24 protein-coding genes and 2 pseudogenes are annotated in these 17,514 nt (G+C 43.6%); 16 read left to right on the top strand and 10 right to left on the bottom strand.

Going from position 1 to position 17,514, the window contains the following annotated elements; genetic code table 11:
• Positions 1-37: 37 nt before the first annotated feature.
• From LC586_RS35380 to LC586_RS35335, 10 genes and pseudogenes are all read right to left on the bottom strand, one after another.
• Positions 38-1,624, bottom strand: coding sequence for an AAA family ATPase (locus LC586_RS35380; protein ID WP_229490162.1), 1,587 nt, complete (start codon positions 1,622-1,624; stop codon positions 38-40).
• Positions 1,621-1,878, bottom strand: a complete 258-nt coding sequence (locus LC586_RS35375; protein WP_229490161.1) for a hypothetical protein — start codon at positions 1,876-1,878, stop codon at positions 1,621-1,623. The genes LC586_RS35380 and LC586_RS35375 overlap by 4 nt, the downstream gene beginning before the upstream one ends.
• 30 nt (positions 1,879-1,908) lie before the next feature.
• Positions 1,909-2,121: a DUF2997 domain-containing protein gene (locus LC586_RS35370; RefSeq protein WP_229490160.1), complete on the bottom strand. Its 213-nt coding sequence runs from the start codon at positions 2,119-2,121 to the stop codon at positions 1,909-1,911.
• A gap of 2 nt (positions 2,122-2,123) precedes the next feature.
• The gene (locus LC586_RS35365) at positions 2,124-2,573 is read right to left on the bottom strand and encodes a DUF1257 domain-containing protein (protein WP_229490159.1); all 450 of its coding nucleotides are present in this window, start codon (positions 2,571-2,573) and stop codon (positions 2,124-2,126) included.
• 129 nt (positions 2,574-2,702) lie between these two features.
• Positions 2,703-3,329, bottom strand: a pseudogene (locus LC586_RS35360) (hypothetical protein); the annotation flags it as partial.
• A 248-nt stretch (positions 3,330-3,577) separates the two neighbouring features.
• On the bottom strand, positions 3,578-4,135 hold the full coding sequence (locus tag LC586_RS35355) for a hypothetical protein (RefSeq protein ID WP_229490158.1): 558 nt from the start codon (positions 4,133-4,135) through the stop codon (positions 3,578-3,580).
• Positions 4,136-4,272: 137 nt separating this feature from the next.
• Positions 4,273-4,536 (bottom strand): annotated as a pseudogene (locus tag LC586_RS35350) (hypothetical protein); the annotation flags it as partial.
• A 36-nt stretch (positions 4,537-4,572) separates the two neighbouring features.
• Positions 4,573-4,944 (bottom strand): four helix bundle protein, encoded by a 372-nt coding sequence (locus tag LC586_RS35345; RefSeq protein WP_229490157.1) that lies wholly within the window; start codon positions 4,942-4,944, stop codon positions 4,573-4,575.
• 16 nt (positions 4,945-4,960) lie between these two features.
• Entirely contained in the window at positions 4,961-5,290 is a 330-nt protein-coding gene (locus LC586_RS35340; RefSeq protein WP_229490156.1) for a hypothetical protein, read from the bottom strand.
• Between the two features lie 148 nt (positions 5,291-5,438).
• Positions 5,439-6,011 (bottom strand): hypothetical protein, encoded by a 573-nt coding sequence (locus LC586_RS35335; protein WP_229490154.1) that lies wholly within the window; start codon positions 6,009-6,011, stop codon positions 5,439-5,441.
• Between the two features lie 208 nt (positions 6,012-6,219).
• On the opposite strand from LC586_RS35335, the gene LC586_RS35330 reads away from it, so the two are divergent.
• The 16 genes from LC586_RS35330 to LC586_RS35260 all read left to right on the top strand — a co-directional run bounded on the left by LC586_RS35330 (position 6,220) and on the right by LC586_RS35260 (position 17,506).
• Positions 6,220-6,414, top strand: a complete 195-nt coding sequence (locus LC586_RS35330; RefSeq protein WP_229490152.1) for a hypothetical protein — start codon at positions 6,220-6,222, stop codon at positions 6,412-6,414.
• A 203-nt stretch (positions 6,415-6,617) separates the two neighbouring features.
• Positions 6,618-6,857 (top strand): helix-turn-helix domain-containing protein, encoded by a 240-nt coding sequence (locus LC586_RS35325; RefSeq protein WP_100904220.1) that lies wholly within the window; start codon positions 6,618-6,620, stop codon positions 6,855-6,857.
• 93 nt (positions 6,858-6,950) lie between these two features.
• Entirely contained in the window at positions 6,951-7,751 is an 801-nt protein-coding gene (locus LC586_RS35320) for a BRO family protein (RefSeq protein ID WP_229490151.1), read from the top strand.
• Between the two features lie 9 nt (positions 7,752-7,760).
• On the top strand, positions 7,761-7,916 hold the full coding sequence (locus tag LC586_RS35315; RefSeq protein ID WP_229490150.1) for a hypothetical protein: 156 nt from the start codon (positions 7,761-7,763) through the stop codon (positions 7,914-7,916).
• Between the two features lie 282 nt (positions 7,917-8,198).
• The gene (locus LC586_RS35310; protein ID WP_229490149.1) at positions 8,199-8,834 is read left to right on the top strand and encodes a recombinase family protein; all 636 of its coding nucleotides are present in this window, start codon (positions 8,199-8,201) and stop codon (positions 8,832-8,834) included.
• Between the two features lies 1 nt (position 8,835).
• Positions 8,836-8,985, top strand: coding sequence for a hypothetical protein (locus tag LC586_RS35305; RefSeq protein WP_229490148.1), 150 nt, complete (start codon positions 8,836-8,838; stop codon positions 8,983-8,985).
• On the top strand, positions 8,964-9,263 hold the full coding sequence (locus LC586_RS35300) for a hypothetical protein (RefSeq protein ID WP_229490147.1): 300 nt from the start codon (positions 8,964-8,966) through the stop codon (positions 9,261-9,263). The genes LC586_RS35305 and LC586_RS35300 overlap by 22 nt, the downstream gene beginning before the upstream one ends.
• Positions 9,253-9,918 (top strand): AAA family ATPase, encoded by a 666-nt coding sequence (locus LC586_RS35295; RefSeq protein WP_229490146.1) that lies wholly within the window; start codon positions 9,253-9,255, stop codon positions 9,916-9,918. The genes LC586_RS35300 and LC586_RS35295 overlap by 11 nt, the downstream gene beginning before the upstream one ends.
• 338 nt (positions 9,919-10,256) lie before the next feature.
• The gene (locus LC586_RS35290) at positions 10,257-10,895 is read left to right on the top strand and encodes a hypothetical protein (protein WP_229490145.1); all 639 of its coding nucleotides are present in this window, start codon (positions 10,257-10,259) and stop codon (positions 10,893-10,895) included.
• Complete coding sequence (locus LC586_RS35285) at positions 10,892-11,491, top strand: alpha-ketoglutarate-dependent dioxygenase AlkB family protein (RefSeq protein WP_229490144.1); 600 nt, start codon at positions 10,892-10,894, stop codon at positions 11,489-11,491. The genes LC586_RS35290 and LC586_RS35285 overlap by 4 nt, the downstream gene beginning before the upstream one ends.
• 234 nt (positions 11,492-11,725) lie before the next feature.
• Positions 11,726-13,057: a helix-turn-helix domain-containing protein gene (locus tag LC586_RS35280; protein ID WP_229490143.1), complete on the top strand. Its 1,332-nt coding sequence runs from the start codon at positions 11,726-11,728 to the stop codon at positions 13,055-13,057.
• A 302-nt stretch (positions 13,058-13,359) separates the two neighbouring features.
• Positions 13,360-14,724 carry a replicative DNA helicase gene (dnaB, locus tag LC586_RS35275; RefSeq protein WP_229490141.1) on the top strand — a complete coding sequence of 455 codons (1,365 nt, stop codon included), beginning with the start codon at positions 13,360-13,362 and terminating at the stop codon, positions 14,722-14,724.
• A gap of 64 nt (positions 14,725-14,788) precedes the next feature.
• Complete coding sequence (locus tag LC586_RS40950; protein ID WP_267921787.1) at positions 14,789-14,983, top strand: DNA methyltransferase; 195 nt, start codon at positions 14,789-14,791, stop codon at positions 14,981-14,983.
• A complete protein-coding gene (locus tag LC586_RS35270; protein ID WP_229490140.1) occupies positions 14,980-15,372 on the top strand; it encodes an ASCH domain-containing protein in 393 nt (130 codons plus the stop codon). The genes LC586_RS40950 and LC586_RS35270 overlap by 4 nt, the downstream gene beginning before the upstream one ends.
• Entirely contained in the window at positions 15,369-16,832 is a 1,464-nt protein-coding gene (locus LC586_RS35265; protein ID WP_229490139.1) for a DNA cytosine methyltransferase, read from the top strand. The genes LC586_RS35270 and LC586_RS35265 overlap by 4 nt, the downstream gene beginning before the upstream one ends.
• 245 nt (positions 16,833-17,077) lie before the next feature.
• The gene (locus LC586_RS35260) at positions 17,078-17,506 is read left to right on the top strand and encodes an SDR family oxidoreductase (protein ID WP_229490138.1); all 429 of its coding nucleotides are present in this window, start codon (positions 17,078-17,080) and stop codon (positions 17,504-17,506) included.
• The last annotated feature ends 8 nt before the right edge of the window (positions 17,507-17,514 follow it).

Genomic DNA, 17,514 nt, shown 5'->3' with positions numbered 1-17,514 from the left:
TCAGCCTTTAGTGACAGTAATCTGCTGTCGGGCTGGCTTAGTTATGTACGGGCTGGATACCGAGATTCACTAGGCAACGAATCGCACCCCAAGCCTGCATACGCTCAACTGCCGCCGCATCAGTAATTGCAAGCGGGGTAATGGTTTGACGACAGGTTTCGAGGTCAGCAAGCGTTACCTGTTGCGGTCTACCCTCATCGAATGCCAGCAGAGCAGCTTCCGAAGCAAGGGTTTCCAGTTCTGCGCCTGAAAACTTTGCAGTGTTGGCAGCGATCGCTTCGAGATATTCAAGCTGTACTTGAATACCGAATCGCTCTAGGTGAATCCCTAGAATCTTTACCCGTTCTGGTTCAGTGGGAAGATCAACAAAGAAAGCTTCATCAAACCTACCTTTGCGCTTAAACTCACTTGGTAGTGCTGATGGGTCATTGCAGGTCGCAACTATAAACACCCCAGTAGTGCATTCAGCCATGAACGTAAGCAAAGTACCCAAGATGCGTTGGGAAACACCGCTCGTATCGCCCTGACCTGAAAGTGCTTTTTCTACTTCATCTATAAATAAGACGCAAGGTGCGATTGCTTCTGCTGTTTTCAGTGCGCGTTTAACATTACCTTCGGATTCGCCAACTAGTGAACCTAGAAGGGACGCAATGTCGAGTTGCAGAAGTGGTAGATTGAGTATGCTAGCAATATTTTTGGCTGAGTGGCTCTTACCCGTTCCTGGAGGCCCTGCCAGTAGCACACCTTTCGGTTGGGGTAACGAGAGACTTCGCGCCTCCTGTGTGAATAGTCGCCGCCGCCGAGTCAGCCACTCGTGCAGTAGATCCAAACCGCCGAATGGGATTATCGCAGGTTTCCCTAGTTCGATACCCATTTGAGACAGTAGCCGAGTTTTGTACTCGACGGCTTTGGGGATAAAATCAGCGCCGACAACGACTCCATCATTAGTTAAGTTTTCTTTGACTGTTAACCGAAGGAAATCACTAATTTCTTCTAAGGTTAAACCCAGCGCTGCACGAGAAAGAGTTTCAAATTCAGCATTTTCTAGGGAAATAGTAAAAGCTAATTCTTGCTCTCTAGCAGACTGTTGTAGGTCACGCAAATAAGAATTGAGATGAAGTAGTATTTGGTCAATACTAGGTAAAGGAACTTCACAATAAGGAATCAATCTGACTAGGGATTCGTGTAATTGTATGTTCTGTCCCAACAAGACAATGCGTTTATCTGTAGGTTTTAACCTATGGTAAAGGTTTTTTACCTTGCTTAAAATCTCCCAACTCAATTGGGGTGAGTTTTTAGCAATAAAGGGGTGAATATCTCCGAGGATAAATACACCATGACCACTAAAGTTAGCAATGTAGTCGAATACGAATAGTAGTGGATCAGCCTGTGGTGGTTTCTTGTACTCTGTAACTGGTTTAAACACCAATCCCCCATCTGCTGCGATTAAACATTGCTCCAAGGTTGATACTCCCAGATTCCAGAAGAACACCGGGCATGAAAGCTTGTTGTTAGTTTCAGTAGTTAGCCACTGAATAATCGTCGCTTCATCAGGAGATAGGACATCAACCGCCGCGATGGGTATTTGTGAATCTAGTGTGGAGAGCAGATTTGAGAGTTTCATTGTTTTTCAATTTGATAAGGTAATGGAGCTAATTCATCGTGAGTATTAACAAGTCTCACGACTACTTCATAAACTTCGGCATCGCCGTCGAAAATCTCTGCCGTTCCATTGGTCTGTTGATAGGCAATTGCGGTAACTATGGCATTCAACAGCACACACAACCCTTCAGTATTCGCTTTGATGATCACGGGCTGGCGTGGTTTTTGCTGGGCGTATACGTGGATGAAAGGATACTCTTTAGCTAATTCACTCATGATGTTTTGGGGGGTTTAATCCCCCATTTTTTACTGGCGCAAACGTGTTTGACTGCTGTTTGTAGTCCGAAGTTGTTGGGTTTGGGCTTCGTCCTTGTAAGTGCGATCGCTCTCGCCCACAACTCCCAAAGCCTGTTCAAATGGTTGCGTAGCTGATAAACAACTCAATCCCTCAAACCCCTCCGCTTCCACTCGAACTTCACCTGTAGCATTGTCGAAATGAATCAATATCGAACTTTCCATACTTATCTCCGTGTGTACTGTTTAACTTCTTGATGTCCAGCAAAAGTTAGCCGTAGAGTTTGCACAGTACCGTTGGTTTCTTCTGTGATGTTGCATTCCCCCAACTGTCCCTGTAACTCGGCAGCTTTGGCGCGAACCATCCGTTTGCCGTAAGCCTGTATCAATTTGTGGCTAAAGAAATCTTGTCCCAGGCGGGGAACTGTCTCGTAGCTGTCGTGTATCACTTCGTACACACTGCTTGTTTGATTCCACTTGAATCCGATATCTGCACGGGCTTGAATTGTGCGACCAGAAACTATAATTTCAGCACTCTGACCTTGGGAGCCACCATAATAGCCCTTGAGTGGGTATGGTTTTTCGTGGACTTGCGGTGAAAGATTTAAATCAAAAAGCGCTTGCAACAAACAATCGTGATTGCTTAATTTGGTTTTGACTGTTGAGAAATGCGACATAATATTATTCCTTTTGTCATCTGGTTTGAGAAATAGTAAAAGTGCGATATCCTTTTGTCACGCGAATATTGCACTTTTAATACACCGATCCAGTCTTGAGCGAATACACCCTTGCCCAAGACTATTTTTTTACCTGAACTTAAACGCGCTGACTGTAGCTTTCGACAAGCCCACCTCACTAGTTGCTAGCTCTTGGAGATTGCGCTGTTCGTCTAGGAGTTTGACCCGAATTTGTTCCATCTTTTGCTGCAACTGACTGCGCCCATCACTGCCAAGACTCTTCGACTCAATCGCTGGGTCGGTGACAATCGAATCCAAATGCTCCATCATCTGCTGTAAACTACTGCCAGCTTCAGGTGAGGCATTTGCCAGTAACACCCGCACTTTCATCAGGTGTTTTTCCATCTTCTTTTTGAACTGGACTGGCTTACGTCCCGGCTCCCAATCGCTCAACTCTTCGAGCAACTGCGCGGCTAGTTGTTCACCGCCAGCGATCGCTGATTCCCGTAGCCTTTGCTCCAGATTTTGGTCATACTGTTGAATGAACTTGGTAATCTGGTCTAAACACTCGGCTTGCTGCTGATTGAGTTGTTCGGACAAAGCAGGTATGATCACCGGACGACCGATAACGACTTGCAAATAGTCTTCAAGGTCGGTCAGAGTCGGGAATGCTCTTAACAAGTTGGCTTTTACAGATTCTTGCTTATCCTGCGATAATTCCCAAGTATGGAGTGAGAGAAACTGGTCAATTCGCTGGGGTGAACGATTGTAATACTCATCTGTGATTAGTTGTGAATAGTTGAACAGCACGTATTAGCTTTAGACAAAGCTTGAGTTACTTATAACTACAGCCTCTCAAGCCCTGTTTACAACTTTTGCAGTCACAGTTTCGACATAAGTCGGTAATGTCTTTGTCAATCAGATGTGCAATGTTAGATTCATGAATGAAGCTGATTTTAGGGACGCACAAGGCAGGATTTACCTGCCTTACTTCATCTTTATGACTAAAACGCCATCTCATTCGCCGCTTTTGTTACAGCTAAAGCCTGTTTACTGACCTCTCGCCACTCTGTTTGCTCGTTGTAGGATGCCATGACTAATTCCGACTCTACCCATACGCGACAGAATAATACATTTTCATCTGTCGTCCCCGGAGTAGGCTGTAGTGTGATGGGAGAATATAATTGTTGTGGGGTCAAAGTTGCGATCGCGGCTAATACAGATTTAGCAAAGTGAGTATCATGCCCACTTTCTAATATATAGGGTCTGTCTGCTTGAATTGTAATCAGCAACTTGTAAACTTCTTTTCCTCTGCGCTCACACTTCTCGAATTTCAGTTCTTTTAGATATCCAGTTAAGGCAGTTTGGGTAATCGCACTTGCTTCACTGTTGTTTAGGGTATACCACAGTGAACCATTGTGACGATTGCAGTAGATTTTGCAACTGCCAGCATCAGAATGCAATCCCAGTTTCGGTTTATTGATTGCTGCGACTAACTGCTTGAGTAGTTCCTCTTGGCGCATTAAGGCAGCAAGTAATTCGGCATTTTCTTGAGGGTTCATTTGTTTGTACCAAAAGCATTTTCACTTTCGCATTGGCGCAGCCGTTTAATTGTGATATATGAAGCGTAGAGCCAATAAAACAGCGCTCTTGATTTCACAAAAGCGCTTTTTATTACTAATTATTTGCCCTGTACAGATTATTGATGTGAATTAAATCTTGCCAGCAAATCTTCACGAGATAACTGAAGACATAGGGGAGTAAATTCTTCTGGTGTTAACTGCAACAAACTATCGACTATTTTTGAAAGTTCTTCATCCACAGAACCAAACCGGAATCTTAACAAGTTTTCTACAACTTGACGGCGTTCAAGTTGTACTCCCTCTTGTACTCCTTGCTGCTTAGTGGTTTCTTCCCACTGCTGGTAAGCTTGCGACAAATTCATAATTAATTCCTGCTCATCAAAAACAATTCGCAATTCGCAATTCGCAATTCGCAATCAATTTCGATTGTTTATTTTATCTTTTATTTTTCGAGTAGAAGCAACTAGAATTTTTCCAACTTCTTTAGTTTCTTGAAGAAGAAGCTCAAACTTAATCTTTTCAACCAATTCCGATTCTATTAATATTTCTAACCAATACTCAGTTTCTCTTTCTTCTTTAAGTGCAATTTCCAATTTACTGAGAAAGTCTTTATCAGATTGACCAGATTGGGCTTCTCTAACATTAGCTCCAATGGAAGTACCACTTCGGAGTAACTGTTTTGATAATGTTCGACAAACTCCAGGCTTTTCATCTAAGAAAGTACAAGCTTTAACTATTCTGATCGCCAAGGCTTTTGTTCTATCAGCAATACTAATATTTTGATTCATACATTTGGTTCCTTTCTTAAAATTGCGAATTGCGAATTGCGAATTGCGAATTGAGCTTGGCTTTGCGTTGTGAGTCTGCAATCACGGTGAACAGTTTCAGAAAACAGTTGCGTACCTCTGACCTACTTGGTTGATTGCGGAATGGTTCCAAAAGTGCCGTATTTAATACAGCGATTCTGCCCAACAATCCAAGATTTTGAGCTTGGGCAGTTGCTGCGCTTGTAAACAAAACGTCAACAAATCTGGCTTCATCAGTGACTTGTTTGTTAACTTCTACTCTACCTAAAGGAGACAATAACTCCTCTAATAATTCCTTAGAAAACTGATCGTAAGGCTTGCTAGTCATGTTTTAAAGGCGAACTGTGTTTTATTTTACAAGGATTGGTTATGGTTGCATGGTGAGCATTAAAACCCACCATTTCACTTACGCCGCTAACTCCCAACTAACCTCCGACGCAAACTCGAAGTCTGTGAATCCGTCGCAATCAAAGGGATCATTTGAGTCGTAAGAGAGCAACATCAGCCGTCAATTGCTCAAACGGCTTATCCAGCATTTCCTTAGAAGATGGTTGCGTCAGTTCTACCATCGACAATACCCACACCGCATCAAACGCAGAATCACACGGAACTTTCTGCTGATGCACTGAAGTTGCTCGAATAACCCACCAATGGCCGTCTGTGCAACCGATAGAACCGAGCTTCTGTTCATCCTTATAGATGCCGTCATCTAACAACTCAAATCCGAACTGCTCACATTGGGTAGCTATTTCGCACATAACTTCGTTCCCGGTTGTAGCGACTGGGGTTTCTTCTTTCTGTACTGGTAGAGTTCCTCGCTTATACTGCCAGCAGATATAGCGATGGCAAAGCATTAGAGTAGCAGCACGATGGACTTCCGCATCGTTCACCATTACTACCCAAGGTTGTGTTAAATCATCATCATGAGTAATAGTGGCTATCAGCTGTTTACCAGCGTAATATTCGTGGTCGTAGAAGCTGATTTCGATTACTCTCAATTCTTCAACTGTCTTGACGCAAGGGTTTACAGTTGTTGCAACTTGTGGCATAATTTTAAGATTCCTTTTGGATAATTGGCGATCGCGTAGTTTTCCAGACAGAGCGATCGCCTTTTGATTTGTGTACTAAATGGCGTTGTGGCTTGCCACAACACTCTCACTGTCTTATTGGCGCAGCCTCATAAAGTAATTCCAAGGCAAAGCGTATCAGCTGATATCAAAACACCAGACAGCACAAAGCTGTAGAGAAGATATTGGGATGTTACCGTGTCCTCTGTACAGCCGCGTGGTAACAATTGAAAAGGCGATTGAGGAGTTCACAATCGCCTTTGTTCTGCAAAGATTGAAGTTTTTACAACCAGTTTTTAGACTTGGTGGGTCATCGGAATCATCTCACGGTGGCTTGACCATTACAAGTTTAAGGCTTCCGGCTGCTAGTCCCGGTGGCTACTAGTTTTGTTTGTTGCTTTTGTAATTAGCTTGATTTGGTTAGTTTTATTTTGAGCGTCTCTATATTTAGCTAAGAGGCTAACGCTCGTTTCCTCTCTTGTAATTAATTGTAACTTCTAAAGTTAATTTTGTCAAGTATGACTTAAGAGGTTAGAATAAAAACGTCAGAAATATATCCCAGCAAAAGATACTTAAGGAGTAGGACGTGTGGGATTAACATTAATGCGTGTGACGTTTAGTAAGGAGTTTCCTGGATTAGGAGAAAAAATTAAAGCTCTTAGAAAAGCTTCAACCAAATCTGTAACTGAGTTAGCTGCATCAGCCGGAATTAGTGCTAATCATTGGAGCCGGATTGAACGCGAGAAAGTTCAGGATCTGCCCATAGAAACATTGCGGGGTATAGAGAAAGCGTTAGGAACAGAACTAGGGGTCGAAGTAGAAGTATAAGTGTATTTTCCTAAAACAGTAAATAACTAATAGCGATCGCCTCCCGCCAAGAAGAACGATCGCCTGAACTAATCCCTTCGCTAAGGAACAGCCATGTCTAACTTAGTCAATTTTAACGGGTCAAGCAACAGTAGTCTTTTCGACGGCATTCGTCATGTTGCTGACCAAGGAGAAGAATATTGGTTGGCAAGAGAGTTAATGACACTGCTCGGCTACAAAAAGTGGGAACGCTTTGTGGATACCATTGATCGCGCCAAAATTGGTTGTCAAAACACTGGAGTCTCAGTACAAAACCACTTTGCCGACGCTGGGGTTTATACCAGAGATGTACCCAATGACTATCGTCTTTCCCGCTATGCTTGTTATTTAGTGGCAATGAATGGTGATCCACGTAAGCCAGAGATAGCAGCAGCCCAAAGTTATTTTGCTGTCAAAACCCATGAAGCAGAAACCCGTTCTTCTTACCAACCGAAATCAACTGTAGCTCATGAAGCCGCGCAGTTAGCCCTACTTGTAGGTGAATTCGCAGGTTTAGAAAAATCCCTCACCGCGCAGTTAGCCATTAACGCCGCCACTAGAGTCAACCCGGCACTGAAGCCAGCAGCTGATGAACTCAAGTCGGCGATCGCAATAACCAATGTTAGTGATGACGCATACCTTAAGCCTACAGATATTGGTGAGGTAGTTGGAATGAGTGCAGTAGCAGTGAACAACTGGCTGGTTCATGCTGGTTTGCAATACAGAACAGATGACCGGAAAATCCCGTATCGCCCAACCGAATCAGGTAAACAATGGGGACGGATGGTTGCAGCGATCGCTAAAGGGTCAAACCAGACTGTCTTTCAACTGCGGTGGCTTCCAAGCATTACACAATTGTTTAATGAACGCAACTGAGGTGAAACAGTGGAAGAACAGATTGATGAAACTGGTAAAGAAATCAGCCTTGCCTACAGATTTTATCAAGGTTATGGCTATTTTCTCTCTTCAACCGTCGCCCAATGGCTAGGTGTAGCGAACTGCAAACATAAACGCTTCAAACCGCAAACAAGGCGATTTTGAAACCACATTAACTGCAAATAAGGGAGGTCTCAAAACCACATTATTTGCAAATGAAACCAAATTCTGTGCAAACAAGCCACATTATTTGCAAATGAAACCAAATTCTGTGCAAATAAGCCGTAACCCTTATGGTGATTGAATTACAGGCTTTATCGCCTCAAAAATGTCCATCTTTTATGAACTTTTATACTGGACATATATGCACGGTTTTCGTGGTTTAATTTGAACTAATACCGTTCGATTAAATATCAAAAGCTGTTTAAACCGACAGTCAAGGTGGCTATGAGCATTTATGCTTATTTGAGAGTCTCCAGCGATCGCCAAGACCTACACAACCAACGACATGGCATTTTGGAGTATGCCAACATACACGCTTTGAGTCCCATCCAGTTTATAGAGGACACAGTTTCTGGACGGGAGAAATGGTTAGAGCGAGGTGTAGGACAACTACTCAATCAAACAGCCCAAGCAAAAGATGTAGTCATTTTTTCAGAAGTTAGTCGGATGGCACGCTCTACCCTACAAGTATTAGAAATGCTAGAGTGCTGCGTGCGCCGAGGAATCAACGTCCATATCGTAAAACTTGGTATGGTATTGGATGATTCAATGCAAAGCCGAATTACAGCTTTCGTGTTGGGCTTGGCAGCAGAAATCGAACGGGAATTGATTGTACTCAGAACAACCGAAGCACTAGCCAAACGGAAAGCTGAAGGAAAAACGTTAGGGCGGCCCAAAGGACGACAATCTGCACATTTGAAACTGGACACAAGGGAAGCAGAAATTCGCAGTTATTTAGCCAAAGGCATCAGCAAACGCTCAATTGCGAAACTGGTCGATTGTTCACCTTCTACCCTTTATGATTGGTTGTCACGCAAACATCTCCACTCACGCCACGATAAATTGGTGGAGAAATCATAGGATGCCAAAGAAACAAATACCAATTGATGCCATCGTAGACCTACGTCGCCGCTTAGAACAACTACCACCGCGCAGTCCATCTCGTCGGGTATTAGTTCAAGAAATAGCTCAACTGTATGGCATCTCCAGTTGTCTTTACCGAACTCTGTGATTGGTAAAGGCAATCAGCCAGAATTCGGGAGTAATACAACCCAACTAAAGGTGCAGCCCTTTGTTGACCCTAACCCATTTCAAGAACTGACATTCAGCACGGTGATTGCAGCCAAATTAGCGATCGCCGATTATTTGGCACGTCCATTAGCCAAACTTACCCCTGAACAGATGGCTTATATTGATGCGGTTCTCCTGACTACTCTCAATAAGCAGGAGGTAATGAAACAAATTCGAGATTTCTTTAACCCATTATCAGGTACGAGCCATGTTGAGTGATGTTATGACTTATTTTGGACTTAAACGTACCTTAGATCATGTGGGCTATTTTGAGACCCAAGAGCAGACAAATCTATTCAAAGAACTCAAACCCCAAATTAGGCAAGGTCGTTTGATTGCTCTAACAGGTGTTGTTGGTTGTGGTAAAACAACAACTTTACAACGACTGCAATTAGAATTGTCCTCCGAAAAAGACATCATTATTTCTCGTTGCCTTGCGATTGATAAAGATAAGGTCAGCGTCGGGGTTTTGATGAGTGCTTTGTTTTGCGATTTAAGCACAGAAAAGGATGCTAAACCACCGACCCAACCAGAACTCAGAGAACGAAAATTCTTAGCTTTAATTCAAAAATGCCGTAAGCCTGTACAAATCGAACATTATTTGCAGAGAGCTTTTGAAGATGCTTACCAAGCAGCAACGAAGCCTGTCACTCTTGGTATGGCTGAGGCTGTCTTGACTGTGGGACTTAACGATTTAGAACCCCGCTTAATACGGCATGGTTACACAAAGACAGTGCTAGCTGAGTTATTAAATATACGAGTAAGCGAGGTAAATTCTTTTTTACACGCTCAGTTGCCTCCTGGTCGAACCCAAGATTTGAGAGACCAGATGTTAAAAATTGGAATTCCCTTGTATGCGTCAGAAGGAAATTAAATTAATCCGAGAAATACTTCATAGAGAGTTTTTCTGTTTTATTTGTGTTCAGTTTATATCTAAATAAATAGACATATATGTCCGGTATAAAAGTTCATAAAAGATGGACATTTTTGGGACTATAAATCCCCTAACCTAGTCACTGTAAGAGTTACGGCTTATTTGCAGTTAATGTGGTTTGAAAACCCTTGTTTGCAGTTTGAAAATTATGTTTGCAGTTTCATTTGCAAATAATGTGGTTTTGAGACCCCCTTTATTTGCAGTTAATGTGGTTTCAAAAATGCCTTGTTTGCGGTTTGAAGCGTTTATGTTTGCAGTTCGCTACAGGTAGGCATCCATTGAACTTTTACGGGTCTCCATCGTGGTTTACTACGGAATTACTACGCCATGTGAAATTATCTGGTGTCATTGGTGAGCCATGTGTGGGGCATGGAGCAATCGCATCATTACTATCGGTGTGGCCCTACACCAAGCAAATGTGGACGAACGATATTGATCCACATCTTGCGGCTGATTACCATTTGGATGCAACACTATCCGATTCATGGGCTAAGTTTCCCGATTGCGATTGGATATGTACTAATCCACCATATTCGGAGTTTGCTGCACCAATTATCAAGAATGCCTACCAGAAAGCGCGTGTAGGTGTCGCTGCTTTTTTACTTACCAGCTTTCTCGAACCTTGTGACGACCGGGCGGATTTCTTACAGCAGCACCCGCCGTCACTTGTGATCATCATGCCGCGCTTCTGTTTTCGCAAGGATAAACGGGGTAGCCGTTGGGCTACCGATAACGTTACCATTTCGTGCTTTGTGTGGGATAAAAGCGCAACAGGGCAGCAAATTATTATTCGTCCCAAGTCGGCGATCGCTGGGTTTTACAAGAATCCAGAACAGGCTATTTCACAGGAACGGGCAGAAGAAATTGTACAAGCGTTAGCGAAGCTTAACGAAGTTATCGCAAAAGGAGAATTATGAAACAGATGTCACTTTTTGATGAACCTACCACAGTTTTACCAGTCAGTTATTATTCAGACTTCCTCACTCTTGCTAAAGCCGACGAACTGTATCAGCACGCTTTGGAATTGCAGTGGCAACAGAATCAAATAAGAATGCTGGGTAAAACTATGCCTGTTCCGCGCTTAGAGTGCATTTATGGCGATGAAGGCTGTGATTACCTCTACTCCAAGAGCGTACTACTTAAACCACTGCCTTGGACTTCATCGCTAGCTCAACTGCGAGATAGGATTACAGCTGCCACTGGTTACAGCTTCCGCATTGTCATCGGCAATCAGTATAGAAGTGGACAGGACAGTATCGGCTGGCACAACGACAGTGAAGCTTCGATGGGATTTAACCCAGCCATCGCATCCATCAGTCTGGGTTCAGTGAGGAAATTCCAAATCAAGCCCATCGGGGGTAAACCGACTGACTTTTGGTTAGAGCATGGGAGCCTGCTGGTGATGCTTCCAGGCTGTCAGAGTACTCATCTGCATCAAGTTCCGAAGACCAATAAGGTCGTTAGTACACGGATTAATCTAACTTTTCGACCGCACGTTGGAGGCAAGAGATAAGTATTTCATCTGGATTGAAACTTTAATCCAGCCATAAATCAAACAAGGGAAATTGCCTTCAATTGTGAGGTTAAAACCTGCATCCAGAATCATATAAATTTCTCCACACTCAACATTTAAGAGATTTAAGTTTTAGAAGATGAACAATTTTCACTTCTAAACAAAAGCAAAACCCTCGACCTTTTGGCGCAAATCGAGGGAGAAGAAAACTAAGTAATCAGGGAAAATATATCTATGAGTTTAACAGAAAATCAGATTAATAATCGAATAGCTTTTGAAGTTTTCATTCCCGGTTTTTTTGATGATTATCCACTTGAATCATCAGAATTCAGGCTGTACGCGCATATCCAAAGAAGAGCAGGTGTAAGCGGTTGTTTTGAGTCTATTCCGAAAATGGCTAAACATTGTTACATCGCTCTCAAAACTGCCAAAAATGCCATCAAGCTTTTACTAGCCGCCGGAATGATTGAAATACAAGAACGTATTGGAACTACTAACATTTATACTCTCACTCCACCTTCTTCGTGGGTTTCTCCTGACCAAGTTCAATTACTTCGCTCCCAAATCAAGACAACAAAAGAAACCCCAGTCAAAATTAACCCCAGTCAAAATTGCACGGGGGGTGGGGGCAATTTTGCACCCAGTACTGGGGTCAATTCTGCATGGGGGGTGGGGTCAAATTTGACCCACAAAGGTATTCCCATTAAGGTAATCCCATCTAAGGAATTCACACTAAGTGCAGTACACCCCACAAGCGAGTGTGTGTGTGAAAAAACTGACTTGGATTTACAACCAAACCAGGAAGAAGAACCAATTTCCAAATCTTCGTCTTCACAATCAAACCAGGAAGAACCAATTCCCGATTCTCTGGCTTTGTTGTCAAATCAATCCGAGACATCGTTTCAAACAGACATTCCCTCATGTAGGCCTACTATCGCGGCGGGGTTGTTCGATAAAAACGAACAAGCGAACAATAAGCCAAGCAAACCAAGATTTCAGTCGATTGATGATTTGCTCAATCACATCCTGCTTGACCCTAGCATCTTGGCATCTGAGCCTTTACCCGTAGTTTACAAAAATGAAATCAAACTCCGCTGTTGGCGTTTCCCCTGGCGTACTTCTTGCAGAGACAAGATTTACCAAACCTGCGATCGCCGTCTGGTGGAGTTAATCGCCAAGGAGAGAGCCGAGTGGGACAAGGTTAATTGGCAGCAAAAAGTCCCCACTGTGATCAAATCAATCAGCAATTTGGAGGTGAGTAAAGCTGGTTTAGAAGAACTGCTGGTTTATTGGTCAAAAGTTCTTGAATCATCTACGCCACAAACTGAACAATCAAAAGCCAACGACCAACCCATCGGTTACTACTCAAATCGTTCTCTTGATTGGCATAAAGCCACATTCTGTGAACTACTTGACCTTGGCGACAAAGTTGGGCAAAAAAAAGCGATCGCTTCTTTCAGCACTCGCTATGACCGAGAAAACGTAGGTGCAACGCTCAAATGGTTGGATTGGTTAAAGCTGACACATCCCTCCATGTATGCCTACTTACATCCGCAAGCTGCATGAGGACAATTCGCAATTCGCAATTCGCAATTCGCAATTCGCAGTTCGCAGTTCGCAGTTCTTCAACTAACCCTTCTCCTTCGGAGACGCTACGGCGAACGACTACGCTCAGGACAAGCTTAGTACGAGGCACACAGTTTGGCATTAAATAAACCAACAGAAAAAATCAAACGATGTCAAGAAAATTTAATCAATCTAAAACCCTCTTCCCCTCTGCTTTATCTCGGCTACAGATACTTCCACCATTTAATTCGCATTTTAATTGCGAATTGCGAATTACGAATTGCGAATTGTTATGAGGATTTATGACACAAGACAAATCAAACTTCACATCCCAACAAGACCGCTTACCCCCACAAAGCATTGAGGCTGAAGAAGTAGTACTCGGTGGCATCATGCTCGACCCAAGCGCCATGAGCCGAATCAGCGATCGCTTAGTAGCAGATGCTTTTTACATCAATGCCCACAAAGACATCTATCAAGCAGCCCTACGACTGTACAGCCTCTCATTACCAACGGACTTGCTTTGCATCACCAACTGGTTGTCTGATAATGGTTTATTGTCCCGTATCGGTGGACGCAATAAACTGGCCAGTCTGGTTGACCGCACTGTGTCAGCTGTGAACATCGATGCTTTAGCTGACTTGGTGATGGAAAAATACCAAAGGCGGCAGTTAATCCTTGCTGGTACTGAGATTGTTCAACTCGGCTATGCCACCGAAACCGATTTACCTGTAATTCTTGACGAAGCCGAACAAAAAGTCTACGGCATTGCGTCTGAGCATTCTGCTTCTGACTTGGTTCATATTTCTCATGCCCTAGCCGACACTTTTACCGAAATTGAAGCGCGTCATACTGGTACAAACTCACCAGCACTGCCTAGTGGATTTTATGACCTAGACAGTATACTCGGCGGTGGTTTTCGCAAAGGACGGTTGTATGTACTGGCTGCTCGTCCTTCTGTTGGTAAATCCGCTTTGGCTGGTAATCTCGCTCTCAATGTTGCCAAAACTGGAAGAGTGCCTATCTGCGTTTTCAGCTTGGAAATGTCTACTGATGAGTACGTACAGCGATTCTTGAGCAGCGAATCCGGCATCGAAAACAATTTTCTAGAAACTGGGAATGTCTCTGACAGCCAGTGGCAACCCTTGAGTGTGGCGATCGCGGAGTTAAGCGAACAACAGATTTTCATCAACGACGAATCTTGCCCTTCTCTTAATCAAATCCGTAGCCAAGTCCGCCGAATTTCATCCCATTACGGTGGTGTTGGGCTTGTCATCATTGACTACTTACAGCTGATGGCTCTTGATACTGATTCACGGTCGAACATGGCTCAACGAGTCGGTGAAATCAGCCGGGGATTAAAAAGATTAGCCAAAGATTTGGATGTGCCTGTACTGGCTTTGTCCCAACTCAACCGCGAAGTTGAACACCGTAACGATAAACGCCCTGTACTAAGTGATTTAAAAGACAGTGGTGCTGTTGAGCAAGACAGTGATGTTGTGATCATGCTTTACCGCGAAGAAATGTACAATCCCGATACCCCAGATCGTGGCATTGCTGAGTTAGTCGTTCGCAAGCAACGCAATGGTCCAACTGGTACAGTCAAGCTTTTGTTTGACCATCAGTTTACCAGATTCAAGAATTTATCTCGTGGTCGTAGTTTTTAAGGAGCTACTGGAGGATAAACCAACGAACCAATTTATTGAAGTAGGTAAATACTGGCTGTGAGGACTGAGGAAAGGGGAAGGTGGGGCCCCACGAAGTAAAGGATTTGCTGGCACTGGCACTACTCTCAAGTGTGCTAAAGACCTCAATCGTCGCGTTGTGGGTATCGAAATCAACGAACAATATTGTGAGATTGCTGCTACTCGCTTGTCGCAGCAGGTTTTAGCTTTGTTCAGTCAATCATCAGCACAAATGTTATGAAAGCAATCACAGTTCGTCAGCCTTGGGCATGGGCAATCATTTATGCTCTAAAGGATATTGAAAACCGTGGCTGGCCTATCAATTATCGCGGCGACATTCTGATTCACGCTGCAAAAACCTGTACTAAAAAAGAGTACCAGCTAGCGAGAGAATTTTGCCAAAGCATGGGGGTAGTAATCCCAGAGTTAATCTCTCTACGTCGCGGTCAAGTCATCGGTATAGTCACAATAGTAGATTGCAAGTTTTCACAAGTTGCGTCTGGCTGGGGAATGCCTGGGCAATACCATTGGAAGCTGGAGAATCCACGCGAAGTTACACCGATTCCTTACATTGGGCGGTTGGGGATTTTTGAAGTGCCCGATGATTTGGTTATGGAGGTGGTTGCATGACTAAAACAGCCCCAAGCGATACCCTACCCCCGAAGCCAAAACCAGTAATAATTGAGTTATCTGCAATACCCGAAAAATTCTTAGAGAAAGGGGTGAAAGCCTCGCAAGGGGGATCAGTTGGATGCCTTTATCCGTACATCGAGACTAAAAAGCTACTTGATGGCTCAAACGTTTTTTATCCCCGTGTGATTGGTGAGCGTGACCCAAATAACCCCGAAGATTGGCGATGGGGGTTTAATTGGAAAGAAAAACATAACGGCGTTTGGAAGGGCAAAAGTATAGGCTCAATTTCCCCTGGTGCTGTCCCAATGATTCGTCTAATGCAACAACAGGGGGCAACCAAGGAAGATATCATCGCTTTTATCAAAAAAGCGAAAACCAAAAAGACATCACCAAAATTAGATGTCTGCAAAAATTTTGATAACACAAAATTAAAACCAGTTCTGCCAGATGATGCACCGATTGCTGTAGTACTTTTCGCTGGTGGCGGCGGGATAGAAGCGGGGATGGTACAGGCTGGAATACGCCCGGTCATTGCAGTAGAGTTCGACCCAAACAAACCAGACTTGAGCAGGGCGATCGCCAAAACTCATCACCGCAATTTCAGCGAATACGGGTGCAGAGTCGTACAGCTAACAGTGCAAGAAGTAGCACAGTCAAGGTTTCTAGGTTTTCCCCGCCGCCCCGATTACCTCCATGCCTCCCCAGTATGCGCCAACTTCAGCCAAGCCCACACAGCTAAAGCAGGTAAGGGTATTGAAACGGCTGACGATCTGACGGCTGCGATCGCTATTGCTGAAGCCATCCGACAGTTGCAGCCACGAGTGTTCACTCTCGAAAATGTCCCACGCTATCAGAACAGTCAGAGTTTTGCTATCATCCTGGATGCTCTAGAATCCCTTGGTTATCACGTTACTTACAGCGTGGTAAATATGGCCGATTTTGGGCTACCCCAAGCGCGGCGGCGGTTAGTCCTGATTGCAAGCAAGGGTTTTCACGTTGCCCTATCTTTGGGGACTGCACCTTGTGGTTGGTACGAGGCGATCGCCCATCTCATCCCCACGATGCCTGATTCACATCTACTACCTAAACAGCAACAAGCTTTGGAGAAATTTTTAGCCGGGAATGCGCCAACACCACTGCTAATAGAAAGAGTTGGGGGACGTACACAGTCTAAATACAAACCCGGACATTTACCTTGTAATACCATTCTGCGATCGCATTTCACCGATCACAAGGGCTGCAACCGTAGTAAGTTCGCTGATATCTGGTTGCCTGATGGTACAGTCAAATCCCTGTCAATTCAAGGTGCAGCGAGGTTACAGGGTTTTCCTGACTGGTACGAATTCCCCAACGAAACTGCTACGGCGGGGTCAATTATCGGCTATTCCGTACCTCCCAGTTTTGCAACTCAATTATTCATGTCAGCACAAAGTATTTTGAAAGGAGCAAAAGTATGACTAACCTTGTCCAAAACTTAGAACAGTGCTGATTACATTGACTCAGTGTGCCATAAAAATATTAATTTTGTATATATTTAACTAAATGCAAAATTAATAAAGTCAGTGCTAGTCAGTATCTGATTTTGCTCCCGTTGGAGCTAGGGATTAAGAAAGATCAAGGATCTGAAGCCCTTGAGTAATTTACTTGTCAACTTTTTTTATTATAGATTATAACTACTCTTCTAAAAAGAAAAAGCTCATTTATGAAAATTATAGTAACAGGTTCTTTAGGGAACATCAGCAAGCCACTTGCCACAGAGTTAGTGCAAAAAGGTCATTCTGTTACAGTTATCAGCAGCAAAGCCGAAAGACAAAAAGACATTGAAGCAATTGGCGCAAAAGCTGCTATCGGCACAATGGAAGATGCAGATTTTCTATCAGCGACTTTCAAAGGTGCAGACGTAGTATATGTTATGGAAACGCTTGGCGCCGGCGCTTTCTTTGACCCAAATTATGATGTCATAGCTGCTCATAACAAGATTGGCAATAATTACAAACAAGCCATTGAACAATCTGACTTTTCACGGGATGTGGAAAAGAAAAAGTGGTTCGCGATGGTCTGTCGCGAACCACTGACTATTCTTTATTATATTTGGAAGTTTCTTCGACTAAATCTTTTAAACCCTGTTTGAGAGCCTCA

The organism is Nostoc favosum CHAB5714 (assembly GCF_020829495.1).
Classification (GTDB): Bacteria; Cyanobacteriota; Cyanobacteriia; order Cyanobacteriales; family Nostocaceae; genus Nostoc; species Nostoc favosum.
This window is presented reverse-complemented; position numbering and strand designations above follow the sequence as displayed.